Here is a 12320-nt window from a genome sequence, read left to right on the forward strand (position 1 = left end):
GGAGTGGAAGCGGGCCGTCAGGTTCCAGCCACCGCTCCCGGCACAGAGATCCGCACCCCCATCCCCATCCCCCGGACGTGAGCCGCACGCCGGTGATGCCGACGAAGACGTCAAGGAGGGCAGCCGTGGCCGCCAGCACCCCCGATACGGCACCTGCCGCACCCGCTGGGAAGCGGGACCGCACCCACTATCTCTACATAGCCGTCATCGCAGCGGTGGCCCTCGGTATCGCCGTGGGTCTGATCTGGCCGAGCGTGGGCGTCGAGCTCAAGCCGCTCGGCACGGGCTTTGTGAACCTGATCAAGATGATGATCTCGCCGATCATCTTCTGCACGATCGTGATCGGCATCGGCTCCGTACGGAAGGCCGCCAAGGTCGGCGCCGTCGGCGGTATCGCGCTCGGCTACTTCGTGGTGATGTCGCTGGTCGCACTGACCATCGGCCTGGTCGTCGGCAACATCCTGCACCCGGGCGACGGGCTGCACATCACCAACGCGATCAAGGCGACCGGGCACCAGCAGGTGGACAGTGAGGCGCTGCCGCCGGTCGACTTCGTGCTGTCGATCATTCCGACGACCTTCATCTCGGCCTTCACCCAGCAGCAGGTGCTGCAGACCCTGCTGGTCGCCCTGCTCACCGGTTTCGCCCTGCAGGCCATGGGCTCGGCCGGGCAGCCGATCCTGCGCGGTGTGGAGCACCTCCAGAAGCTCGTCTTCCGCATCCTCGGCATGGTGATGTGGGCGGCCCCCGTCGGTGCCTTCGGTGCCATCGCCGCCGTCACCGGATCCGCCGGTCTCGATGCGCTGAAGCAGCTGGCCATCCTGATGCTCGGCTTCTACGTCACCTGTTTCCTCTTCGTCTTCCTCGTGCTCGGTGCCCTGCTGCGGATCGTCGCCGGACTCAACGTCTTCACGTTCTTCAAGTACCTGGGCCGTGAGTTCCTGCTGATCCTGTCGACCTCCTCCTCCGAGTCCGCGCTGCCGCGGCTGATCGCGAAGATGGAGCACCTCGGTGTCAGCAAGTCGGTCGTCGGCATCACCGTCCCGACCGGCTACTCCTTCAACCTCGACGGCACCATGATCTACATGACCATGGCCTCGCTGTTCATCGCCGACGCCATGGGTACGCCGATGGCGATCGGCGAGCAGATCCCGCTCCTGCTCTTCCTGCTCCTCGCCTCCAAGGGCGCGGCGGGCGTCAGCGGCGCCGGCCTCGCGACCCTGGCCGGCGGTCTGCAGTCGCACAAGCCGGCCCTGGTGGACGGCGTCGGCCTGATCGTCGGCATCGACCGCTTCATGAGCGAGGCCCGTGCCCTGACGAACTTCGCGGGCAACTCGGTGGCCACGGTCCTGATCGGCACCTGGACCAAGGAGATCGACAAGGAGCGCGTGGGCCGGGTCCTCGCGGGTGAGCTGCCCTTCGACGAGACGACACTCCTGGACGAGGAGGAGCGGCCGCTCGCCGAGGTGCCGGAGCAGGGCGGCGAGAAGGAACTGGCGAAGGCCTGAGCCTCGCCCGGACTCCGGGCGGCTGAACACTCCCCCGTCGATCAGCCGCCCGGTCGAGAACGCCGAGCGGTCGGGTTCCTCCCCCGTGGACCCGACCGCTCGGCTTCTCCATGTCGTCATGTTCTTCATGCCGCAATGCAGACGCCCGGTGATCCTCACCGATCTCTTACCGACGTCCACTAGCGTGCCGCGCCGGTGCAGTACACGCGCGGCGCGTTTTCGTTGGTTGGAGGCACGGGGGATGAAGATCGACTGGGACCGGCGCACGTGTGCCCGCAAGGGGCACGTCACCTATGCGCCCGACGAGGCGCGCCTGAAGGCGCGGCTGCACGCGGAGACCGCTCTCGGCGACGTCTGGCGCTGTCTGCGCTGCGGCGACTTCGTGCTCGGCGAGCCGCACGGCTCGGGGCCCGCGGACCACGCGCCGCTGGTGCCGCGCGGCAAGGTCCTGCGAGACCTGTTCATCCTGCGCTTCCTGGCGATCGAGCGGGCCGTGCGCGGTGTCTTCATCGTCCTGGTGGCGCTGGCCGTATGGAAGTTCAGCAACAGCCAGGACTCGGTGCACCGGCTCTTCGACGAGTACCTCGACGTCTTCCGGCCCGTCTTCCGGCACTTCCACTACGACCTCGACCACTCGCCGATCGTCGGCACGATCCAGAACACCTTCGGCTACAAGCACTCCACGCTGGTGCTGGTGGCCGCACTGCTCCTCGCCTACGCCCTGATCGAGCTCGTCGAGGCGGTCGGCCTGTGGTACGCCAAGCGGTGGGCGGAGTACCTCACGGTGGTCGCCACCGCCGCCTTCCTCCCCCTGGAGATCTACGAACTCACCGAGCACGTCAGCTGGTTGAAGATCGGCACGCTGGTCCTCAACGTCCTCGCCGTCCTGTACATCGCCCTCGCCAAGCGGTTGTTCGGGCTCCGGGGCGGCCGCAAGGCGTTCGAGGAGGAGCGGGAGAGCGCGTCGTTGCTGGAGGTCGAGGAGTCGGCCGGGGTGCCGTCCCACGCCGCGCCGGCCGTCTGAGCCGCTTGTCCGACCACGGGGGAGCCCGACCGGGCGACGACGTGGACGTACGGGGGCATGGCGGACCGCCCCCGGGGGAGTGGCTGCCCGGCCCGCGCCCCGGCCGGTCTCCGGGCTGACGGGCGGACGTCCGGACGCGGGACTCCTCAGCAGGCCGGCGTGACCGCCTCGTCCAGCCGCGCCGGCTCCTCCTCCGCGTGCACCAGGTCCGCCGCGGCCGCCGAGTCCCGGATCGTCTCCGGACGGCTCGCCCCCGGAATCGGGACGACCCTTGCCCTGACGTCGGCGTCAGGGATTACGTTCGTATGCATGCGAATCGGCGAGCTGGCCGCACGGGCCGGGACCACGACGCGGACGCTCAGGTACTACGAGTCGCGCGGGCTGCTGCCCGCGCGGCGCGGCGGTAACGGCTACCGCACCTACGACGAGAGCGACCTGAAGCTGCTCCGGCAGATCCGGACGCTGCAGGACTTCGGGTTCGACCTGGAGGAGACGCGGCCGTTCGTGGAGTGTCTGCGGGCCGGACACCCGGAGGGCGACTCCTGCCCGGCCTCGCTCGCGGTCTACCGGCGCAAGCTGGACGAACTCGACGCGCTGATCGGCGAGCTGCAGGCCGTGCGGGCGACCATCGGCGTGCGGTTGGCGGCCATGGCCGACGTCGAATCACCGTTGTGCGAACTGGGAGGGCGGGAACTGTGATCGATGTGACGGACGAGGATTTCGCGGCGCAGGTGATCGGATCCGAGTTGCCGGTGCTGGTGGAGTTCACGGCGGACTGGTGCCCGCCGTGCCGGCAGATGGGGCCGGTCCTGCACGCCCTCGCCGCCGAGGAGGCCGATCGCCTCAAGGTGGTGCAGCTGAACGTGGACCGCAATCCGGTGACCACGAACGCCTACCGGGTCCTCTCGATGCCCACGTTCATGGTCTTCCGCGGCGGTGAGCCGGTCAGGGCGATGGTGGGAGCCCGGCCCAAACGGCGGCTGCTGGCGGAGCTGGCGGACGTGCTCTGAACGGTCCTGAGAGCTCACGCAGTACCACGCAGTACAGAAGAAATCCCCCGAGCAATTGCGATCGGGGGATTTCTCTGTGTAAGTTTAATGATTCGCGACTTCAGGAGGATTGAGTCGCAAAGAAGTTCACTGACGTCATTGTATCTGCCCGGGAGTGGAATTGTCAAACAGCGATGAAATTCGCAGGGAACAGGAATTCATCGACGCTCTGTACGCGCGCGTGGACGCACTGCGCGGGCACACCGAGGCGGGCGTCACGGATGCGCTCGCCCAGGGCAACACGCCCATGCAGGCGCGGCTGGAGCGGGACATCCTGGTCGCCGAGCGGTCCGGGCTGCTCGCCGCGCTGAACGCCGTCGACGGTTCGCTGTGCTTCGGCCGTATCGACTTCACCTCGGGCACCAGGCACCACATCGGCCGTATCGGGCTGCGCACCGACGACGCCGAGCGCACACCGGTCCTGATCGACTGGCGTGCCGACGTCGCCCGCCCCTTCTACCTGGCCACCGGCCACACCCCCATGGGTCTGCGCCGGCGCCGGCACCTCAGCACCGAGGGGCGCCGGGTCACCGCCCTGCACGACGAGATCCTCGACCTGGGGGACCGGGAGCGGACCGGCCACGAGGACCCGACCGGTGACGCCGTGCTGCTCGCCGCACTCGACGCCGCGCGCACCGGCCGTATGCACGACATCGTGCAGACCATCCAGGCCGAGCAGGACGAGATCATCCGGGCGCCGCACCGGGGTGTGCTGGTGGTCGAGGGCGGTCCGGGCACGGGCAAGACCGCCGTCGCCCTGCACCGGGCCGCCTACCTGCTGTACGAACACCGGGAACTGCTCGCCAAGCGGGCCGTCCTCATCGTCGGCCCCAACCCCGCCTTCCTCGGCTACATCGGCGAGGTGCTGCCCTCGCTCGGTGAGACGGGGGTGCTGCTCGCGACGGTCGGGGAGCTGTTCCCCGGCGTGAAGGCGACGGCGGTCGACAGCCGCGCGGCGGCCGAGGTGAAGGGCCGCGCCGACATGGCGGATGTGCTCGCCGAGGTCGTACGCGACTGGCAGGCACTGCCCGACCCGGTGATCGCGATCGAGCACGACCGGGAGATCCTGATGCTCGACGACGGCCTCGTGAAGATGGCCCGCGAGCGCACCCGTGCCGCCGGGCTGCCGCACAACGTGGCCCGCGAGCACTTCGAGGGCCACATCCTCAACACGCTCACCGAGATGTACGCCGAGCGGGTCGGGACGGACCCCTTCGACGGTACGAGTCTGCTGGACCCGAGCGACATCACGCAGATCCGTGACGAGATCGCCGAGAACCCCGAAGTGTGGGCCGCCATCGACCAGTTGTGGCCGCGGATCACTCCGCAGCGCCTGGTCGCGGACTTCCTCGCCGATCCCGTCGGTCATCTCCCCGACGAGGACGCGGCTGCGATCCGCCGGCCGGTGACACGGGCGTGGACGGTGGCGGACGTACCGCTGCTGGACGAGGCGGCCGAACTGCTCGGCGTGGACGAACGGGTGGCGCGGGCGCGGGCCGACCGGGAGCGGGAGACGCAGGTCGCGTATGCGCAGGGCGTGCTCGACGTCTCGTACGCCTCCCGGACGTACGAGTTCGAGGACAAGGACGCGGAGGACTCCGAGGTCCTGTCCGCGCACGACATCATCGACGCCGAGCGGTTCGCCGAGCGGCAGGAGGAGGACGACCACCGCAGCGCCGCCGAGCGGGCGGCGGCCGACCGGACCTGGGCGTTCGGGCACATCATCGTCGACGAGGCGCAGGAGCTGTCGCCGATGGCGTGGCGGCTGCTGATGCGGCGCAGCCCGACGCGGTCGATGACGCTGGTCGGGGATCCGGCGCAGACGGCGGAGGCGGCGGGGGTCGGTTCCTGGGCGGGGATCCTGGAGCCGTATGTCGAGGATCGCTGGGAGCATGCCCGGCTCGGCGTCAACTACCGCACGCCGGTGGAGATCATGGAGGTCGCGGCTGCGGTGGTGCGGGCCGAGCGGCCGGACTTCTCGCCGCCGAGTTCGGTGCGGGCCACTGGCGTACGGCCTTGGGCCCGTGCCGTCGACGACCTGCCGCACGCGGTGGCCAAGGCGGTGGAGGAGCTGATGCCCGCGGAGGGGCGGTTGGCGGTGATTGCGCCGCGGCATCTGCACGGGAAGCTGGCCGCTCGGCTGGACGGGGTGGTGGCGGGGGAGGAGCCCGATCTGACGCGGAGGGTTGTGCTGCTCGATCCGCGTGGGGCGAAGGGGTTGGAGTTCGACTCGGTGCTGGTGGTTGAGCCGGGGCTGTATGGGACGAGTGATCTGTATGTGGCGCTCACTCGGGCTACGCAGCGGTTGGGGGTGCTGCACAGTCGGGCGCTGCCGAAGGCTTTGGCCGCGGCGTTCGCCTGACCAGGGGTTTCGCCCCCGCCGCCCCTTCCCGTCCGGTACCTGGGGGCTGCGCCCCCGGACCCCCCGCTTTGGGCCTGAACGGCCTCGTCCTCAAACGCCGGACGGGCTGAAGAATTCAGCCCCTCCGGCGTTTGAGGAGCGGCTACGCCGGACGCAGCCACACCGTCGACAGTGGTGGCAAGGTCAGCCTGATGCCGGCCGGGCGGCCGTGGTGGCCCTGGGGCTCCGGCTTGATGACGTCCGGGTTGGTCACGTCGCTGCCGCCGTACTTCGCGATATCGGTGTTCAGCGACTCGTGCCAGGCCGGCACGTCATCGGGCACACCGAGACGGTAGTCGTGGCGGACGACGGGGGAGAGGTTGGAGACCGCCAGCAGCGGGGTGCCGTCGGCGGCGAGCCGCAGGAACGCGAAGACGTTGTCCTCAGCCGCGTCGCCGACGATCCACTGGAAGCCGGCCGGGTCGGTGTCCCGCTGCCACAGGGCAGGGGTGTGGCGGTAGACGATGTTGAGGTCGCGGACCAGGTCGCGGACCCCGCGGTGATCGGGCTCGGCGCCGTACGCCGGGTCCAGGAGCCACCAGTCCGGGCCGTGCGCCTCCGACCACTCCGCGCCCTGCGCGAACTCCTGCCCCATGAAGAGGAGTTGCTTACCCGGGTGGGCCCACATGAAGGCCAGGTAGGCACGGAGGTTGGCGCGCTGCTGCCACCAGTCGCCCGGCATCTTCGAAACCAGTGAGCGTTTGCCGTGGACCACCTCGTCGTGCGAGATGGGCAGGACGTAGTTCTCGCTGTACGCGTACACCATCGAGAAGGTCATCTCGTTGTGGTGGTACTTGCGGTGGATCGGCTCGTGGCTGACGTAGTCGAGGGAGTCGTGCATCCAGCCCATGTTCCATTTGAGGCCGAAGCCCAGTCCGCCGAAGCCGCCCGGGCCCCGGTGGTGCGTGGCCCGTGTGACGCCGTCCCAGGCCGTGGACTCCTCGGCGATCGTGACCACGCCCGGCACCCGCCGGTACACCGTCGCGTTCATCTCCTGCAGGAAAGCCACCGCGTCCAGGTTCTCCCGGCCGCCGTGCTCGTTCGGGACCCACTGGCCGGGCTCGCGCGAGTAGTCGAGGTAGAGCATGGAGGCGACCGCGTCGACGCGCAGCCCGTCGATGTGGAACTCCTCGCACCAGTAGATGGCGTTCGCGACCAGGAAGTTGCGCACCTCACGGCGGCCGTAGTCGAACTCCAGCGTGCCCCAGTCGGGGTGCGCGGACCGCAGCGGGTCCTCGTGCTCGTAGAGCGGGCGGCCGTCGAATTCCGCCAGGGCCCAGTCGTCGCGCGGGAAGTGCGCAGGCACCCAGTCCATGAGGACGCCGATGCCCGCCTGGTGCAGTGCGTCGACCAGGTACCTGAAGTCGTCGGGGGTGCCGAGGCGCGCCGTGGGGGCGTAGAAGCCGGTGACCTGGTAGCCCCAGGAGCCGCCGAAGGGGTGCTCCGCGACCGGCATCAGCTCGACGTGGGTGAATCCCAGGTCCTTCACGTATGCGGGGAGCTGGTCCGCCAGTTGACGGTACGTCAGACCGGGGCGCCAGGAGGGGAGATGGACCTCGTAGACCGAGAACGGCGCCTCGTGCGCCGGGACCTCCGCGCGCTGCTCCAGCCACTGCGCGTCGTGCCACTCGTGGTGGGAGGCGGTGACGATCGACGACGTGTTCGGCGGGGTCTCCGTGCGGCGGGCCAGCGGGTCGGCGCGCAGGGTCTTGGAACCGTCGGGCCGGGTGATCTCGAACTTGTACAGCTCGCCCTCGCCGATTCCCGGCGCGAACAGCTCCCAGACACCCGAGGAGCCGAGCGAGCGCATCGGATGGCCGGTGCCGTCCCAGAAGTTGAAGGTGCCGGCCACGCGCACACCGCGCGCGTTCGGCGCCCACACGGAGAATCGGGTGCCGGGCACTCCCTGGTGCGTCATCGGGTGCGCGCCGAGTACCTGCCACAGGTACTCGTGCCGCCCCTCGCCGATCAGATGCAGGTCGAGCTCGCCCAGCGTGGGCAGGAAGCGGTACGCGTCCTCGGTCTCCAGAGCCGTCTCCTCGTACCGCACCAGGAGCCGGTAGCCGGGGACCTCGGTCAGGGAGAGCAAAGCGGAGAAGAACCCGTCCCCGTCGTCGTGCAGCTCGGCCCGCAGGTCGGCTGCGAGGACGGTCACGGACAGCGCGTACGGCCTGAAGACCCGGAAGGCGACCCCGCCGGGGACCAGGTGGGCGCCCAGAACCGTGTGCGGGTCGTGATGGGTACCGGAGAGCAGCCGCTCGCGGTCCCCCGCGGACACCTCGGGCGACGCGACCGGAATCGGGGCGGCGACCTTCTTGGCGGCGGTGACGCTCTTCTTGACAGCTGTCGTTGCTTTTGTGGCAGTGGCCTTTGTGGCCGTCGTCTTTTTTGCGCTCGCCTTCTTGGCCGTCGTCTTCTCTGCTGTGCTCTTCTTCGCCGGGCCTTTCTTCGCCGTTGCGTTGACCCCCGTGGTCTTCGCCGCGACGGCCTTCTTCGCGGCTGCCTTCTTGGCGGTGGTCTTCGCCGCCGCCTTCTTCACCGATTTCTTGGGCTCGGTCGCCTTCTCCGCGGCCTTCGCGGCCTTCTTCTTCGGATCCGAACCGCTGGGCGTGGGGCGGGGGGTCACGGGCGGCGCCTCCTCGGCGAAGGTAAAGGTGAGGTCGGGTCAGTGCGGGTCGGGTGCGGCGTACCGCTCTATCGCCGCCATCGGCACGGGCAGCCAGTCGGGGCGGTGGCGGGCCTCGTAGACGACCTCGTAGATCGCCTTGTCCGTCTCGTAGGCGCGCAGCAGTACCGGGTCGGTGCGCGGGTCTCGGCCGCTGACCTCGGCGTATCCGGAACAGTACGCCGCCCGGCACGCCTCGGCCCAGCCCTGTGACTGCGGTACGGCGGAGTGGGCCGCGTAGTCGAAGGACCGCAGCATTCCCGCGATGTCCCGCACCGGCGGCTGCGGCATCCGTCGTTCGGCCAGGGGTTTGGACGGCTCGCCCTCGAAGTCGATCAGCCACCACTGGCCGGCCGGCGAGCGCAGACACTGCCCGAGGTGCAGGTCGCCGTGGATGCGCTGCGCGGTCCAGGTACGGCCCTCCCCGGCCAGGTCGGCGAGCGCGGTGAACGCGGAGTGCAGGGCGGGGGCGTACGGCCGTAGCGTGGGCACCGCCTGCGCGGCCACGTCGAGGCGCTCGATCATGCCGTCGGCCAGCAGCCGCAGCTGGGTGTGGCCCATGGTGACGGTCGGCAGTGCGCGGGCGAGCGCCGTGTGCACCTCGGCCGTGGCACGGCCCAGCGCCCGTGCCTCCGTGCCGAAGTCCTCGCCCTTGGCCAGCTCGCGCAGCGCCAGCTCCCAGCCGTCCGTCGCACCCTGCAGGAAGGGCTGGAGCACGCCGAGTACGTACGACTCTCCTGACAGTTCCGCCCGTAGCCATGCCGTCGGGGCGGGCACCCGGGGGCAGTCCTCGTGGGCGAGCGCCAGCGGCAGTTCCAGGTCGGGGTTGACCCCGGGCACGATCCGGCGCAGCAGCTTGAGGATGAACGTATCTCCGTAGACGACCGACGAGTTCGACTGCTCGGCGGTCACCAGCCGTGGGACGAGTCCGGTACGGATCTCCCGGCCGGGCTCCCGCTCGAAGCGCAGCCCGCCGATCCGGGCCTGGGTGCGCAGCGCCTCCAGGAGTACCTCGGCGGGCCGGGGGTCGTACAGGGCGTCGTACACGGTGCGTCCGGCAAGGGGGCCCTCGTCCACGTGTCCGATCAGCGCGGGCGCGAGCCGGGGTGGCAGCGCCTCGCGCACGCCTATCAGCAACTGGTAGCAGTCGCCGGGGTGTGGCTCGGCGCCGAGAGCGAGCGGCTGATGGGCGCGCACCAGCAGGTGGAACAGGCCCAGCCTGCCGTCGGCCGGCAGCAACTCGGTGGCCGCGACCAGCGAGAACCCGGTGACCGGCCGCCCCTTGCCCGCGAACCAGCGCTGCCGTGGCAGCCATTCGCGCAGCAGGGGATCCAGCGACGCGAGCAGACCAGGACTTGTCCTGCCGGAAAGTGTGACAGTTTCCGCCATGGCGTCACATTCCTTTCCCCGGGTGGTCGGGGTGTTACTGATGCGTGCCCCGGGTGGGACAGGAGAAACCGCCCCACCCCGGGTTCTGCCAGGCCCCGCACGGCTCTACGCGGGGTCCTTGCGGAGCCGGAACCAGTAGAAGCCGTGCCCGCCCAGGGTCAGCAAGTACGGCAGGTCGCCGATGGCCGGAAAGCGAACCCCGCCGAACAGTTCGACCGGATGCCGACCGTTGAAGATCCGCAGATCCAGCTCCGTGGGCTGCGCGAAGCGCGAGAAGTTGTGCACGCACAGCACGAGATCGTCCTCGTACTCCCGCAGGAAGGCCAGCACCGCCGGGTTGGACGACGGCAGTTCCGTGTAGGTACCGAGGCCGAAGGCCGGATTCTGCTTGCGGATCTCGATCATCCGGCGGGTCCAGTGCAGCAGCGACGAGGGCGACGACATCGACGCCTCGACATTGGTGACCTGGTAGCCGTAGACCGGGTCCATGATGGTCGGCAGGAACAGCCGCCCGGGGTCACAGGACGAAAAACCTGCGTTGCGATCCGGTGTCCACTGCATCGGGGTGCGTACCGCGTCGCGGTCGCCGAGCCAGATGTTGTCGCCCATGCCGATCTCGTCGCCGTAGTAGAGGATCGGCGAGCCGGGCAGCGACAGCAGCAGGGCGGTGAACAGTTCGATCTGGTTGCGGTCGTTGTCGAGGAGCGGGGCGAGCCTGCGGCGGATGCCGATGTTGGCGCGCATACGCGGGTCTTTCGCGTACTCCGCCCACATGTAGTCGCGTTCCTCGTCGGTGACCATTTCCAGGGTCAGCTCGTCGTGGTTGCGCAGGAAGATGCCCCACTGGCAGCCCGCGGGGATCGCGGGGGTCTTGGCGAGGATTTCCGAGACCGGGTAGCGGGATTCCCGTCGCACCGCCATGAAGATGCGGGGCATGACCGGGAAGTGGAATGCCATGTGGCATTCGTCGCCGCCGCTTTCGAAGTCGCCGAAGTAGTCGACGACGTCCTCCGGCCACTGGTTGGCCTCCGCCAGCACCACCGTGTCCGGGTAGGAGGCGTCGATCTCCTTCCGCACCCGCTTCAGGAACTCGTGGGTCGCCGGAAGGTTCTCGCAGTTGGTGCCCTCCTGCTGGTACAGGTACGGCACCGCGTCCAGCCGGAAGCCGTCGATGCCCAGGTCCAGCCAGAACCGCAGCGCGGAGATCATCTCCTCCTGGACGGCCGGGTTCTCGTAGTTGAGGTCCGGCTGGTGGGAGAAGAACCGGTGCCAGTAGTACTGCTTGCGGACCGGGTCGAAGGTCCAGTTGGAGGCCTCGGTGTCGACGAAGATGATCCGCGCTTCCGGGAACTGCTTGTCGTCGTCGGCCCAGACGTAGTAGTCGCCGTAGGGCCCGTCCGGGTCGTTCCTCGACTCCTGGAACCACGGGTGCTGGTCGCTGGTGTGGTTCATGACGAAGTCGATGATGACGCGCATGCCGCGCTGGTGGGCGGCGTCCACGAACTCCACGAAGTCGGCGAGGTCACCGAACTCCGGGAGGACCGAGGTGTAGTCGGAGACGTCGTAGCCGCCGTCGCGGAGCGGTGACTTGAAGAAGGGCGGCAGCCACAGGCAGTCGACGCCCAGCCACTGCAGATAGTCGAGCTTGGCGGTGATGCCCTTGAGGTCGCCGACTCCGTCGCCGTTGCTGTCCTGGAAGGAGCGGACGAGGACCTCGTAGAACACGGCACGCTTGAACCAATCCGGGTCCCGGTCCTTGGCGGGTGTGTCCTCGAAGGTGTCCGGAACGGGTTCGTTGACGATCATGTTGTGGGTGACCCCCCGATCTGCGGGTTGGACGGTCGCAGGACGGTGAACACGTGCGCGGGACGAGTGCCCGGTTCGAGGCGTACGTAATTCGCCCTGCCCCAGTGATACGTCTCGCCGGTGAGTTCGTCCCGCACCGGCACCGACTCGTGCCATTCCAGGCCGAGTTGCGGCATGTCCAACGAGACCGTGGCCTCCTGGGTGTGGTGCGGGTCGAGGTTGGCGACCACCAGAACCGTGTTCGAGCCGCTCCGCTTCGAGTACGCGATCACCGCGTCCTTGTCCGTGTGATGGAAGTGGAGGTCGCGCAGCTGACGCAGGGCGGGGTTGGAGCGCCGGATGGTGTTGAGCCGGGTGATGAGGGGGGTGATGGTGCGGCCTTGGCGTTCGGCTGTCTCCCAGTCGCGGGGGCGTAGCTGGTACTTCTCCGAGTCGAGGTATTCCTCGCTGCCCTGGCGCAGGGGGGTGTTCTCGCACA

The 12320-nt window shown here is 69.1% G+C and carries 8 protein-coding genes and 2 pseudogenes; 5 read left to right on the forward strand and 5 right to left on the reverse strand.

What is annotated here, in order from left to right:
* The first annotated feature begins 125 nt into the window (after positions 1 to 125).
* Both LJ657_RS32025 and LJ657_RS32030 read left to right on the forward strand, forming a co-directional pair.
* Positions 126 to 1508 (forward strand): cation:dicarboxylate symporter family transporter, encoded by a 1383-nt coding sequence (locus LJ657_RS32025; protein WP_232652388.1) that lies wholly within the window; start codon positions 126 to 128, stop codon positions 1506 to 1508.
* Positions 1509 to 1749: 241 nt separating this feature from the next.
* Entirely contained in the window at positions 1750 to 2532 is a 783-nt protein-coding gene (locus LJ657_RS32030) for a DUF2127 domain-containing protein (protein WP_232652389.1), read from the forward strand.
* Between the two features lie 146 nt (positions 2533 to 2678).
* Here LJ657_RS32030 and LJ657_RS32035 read toward each other — a convergent pair.
* Positions 2679 to 2801, reverse strand: a pseudogene (locus LJ657_RS32035) (aldo/keto reductase); the annotation flags it as partial.
* Positions 2802 to 2841: 40 nt separating this feature from the next.
* Between LJ657_RS32035 and LJ657_RS32040 the strand changes: the two are divergent.
* From LJ657_RS32040 to LJ657_RS32050, 3 genes are all read left to right on the forward strand, one after another.
* Positions 2842 to 3231 (forward strand): MerR family transcriptional regulator, encoded by a 390-nt coding sequence (locus LJ657_RS32040; RefSeq protein ID WP_232652390.1) that lies wholly within the window; start codon positions 2842 to 2844, stop codon positions 3229 to 3231.
* Positions 3228 to 3542: a thioredoxin family protein gene (locus LJ657_RS32045; protein WP_232652391.1), complete on the forward strand. Its 315-nt coding sequence runs from the start codon at positions 3228 to 3230 to the stop codon at positions 3540 to 3542. The genes LJ657_RS32040 and LJ657_RS32045 overlap by 4 nt, the downstream gene beginning before the upstream one ends.
* 178 nt (positions 3543 to 3720) lie before the next feature.
* Positions 3721 to 5943, forward strand: a complete 2223-nt coding sequence (locus LJ657_RS32050; protein ID WP_232652402.1) for a HelD family protein — start codon at positions 3721 to 3723, stop codon at positions 5941 to 5943.
* A gap of 142 nt (positions 5944 to 6085) precedes the next feature.
* On the opposite strand, the gene glgB is transcribed toward LJ657_RS32050, so the two are convergent.
* From glgB to LJ657_RS32070, 4 genes and pseudogenes are all read right to left on the reverse strand, one after another.
* On the reverse strand, positions 6086 to 8608 hold the full coding sequence (gene glgB, locus LJ657_RS32055) for a 1,4-alpha-glucan branching enzyme (RefSeq protein ID WP_232652392.1): 2523 nt from the start codon (positions 8606 to 8608) through the stop codon (positions 6086 to 6088).
* Positions 8609 to 8647: 39 nt separating this feature from the next.
* Complete coding sequence (locus tag LJ657_RS32060) at positions 8648 to 10036, reverse strand: maltokinase N-terminal cap-like domain-containing protein (protein WP_232652393.1); 1389 nt, start codon at positions 10034 to 10036, stop codon at positions 8648 to 8650.
* A gap of 105 nt (positions 10037 to 10141) precedes the next feature.
* Entirely contained in the window at positions 10142 to 11842 is a 1701-nt protein-coding gene (treS, locus tag LJ657_RS32065) for a maltose alpha-D-glucosyltransferase (RefSeq protein WP_232652394.1), read from the reverse strand.
* A pseudogene (locus LJ657_RS32070) lies at positions 11839 to 12320 on the reverse strand (DUF3459 domain-containing protein); the annotation flags it as partial. The pseudogene LJ657_RS32070 and the gene treS, both read right to left, overlap by 4 nt.

Source organism: Streptomyces guryensis (assembly GCF_021261325.1).
Lineage (GTDB): Bacteria > Actinomycetota > Actinomycetes > Streptomycetales > Streptomycetaceae > Streptomyces > Streptomyces guryensis.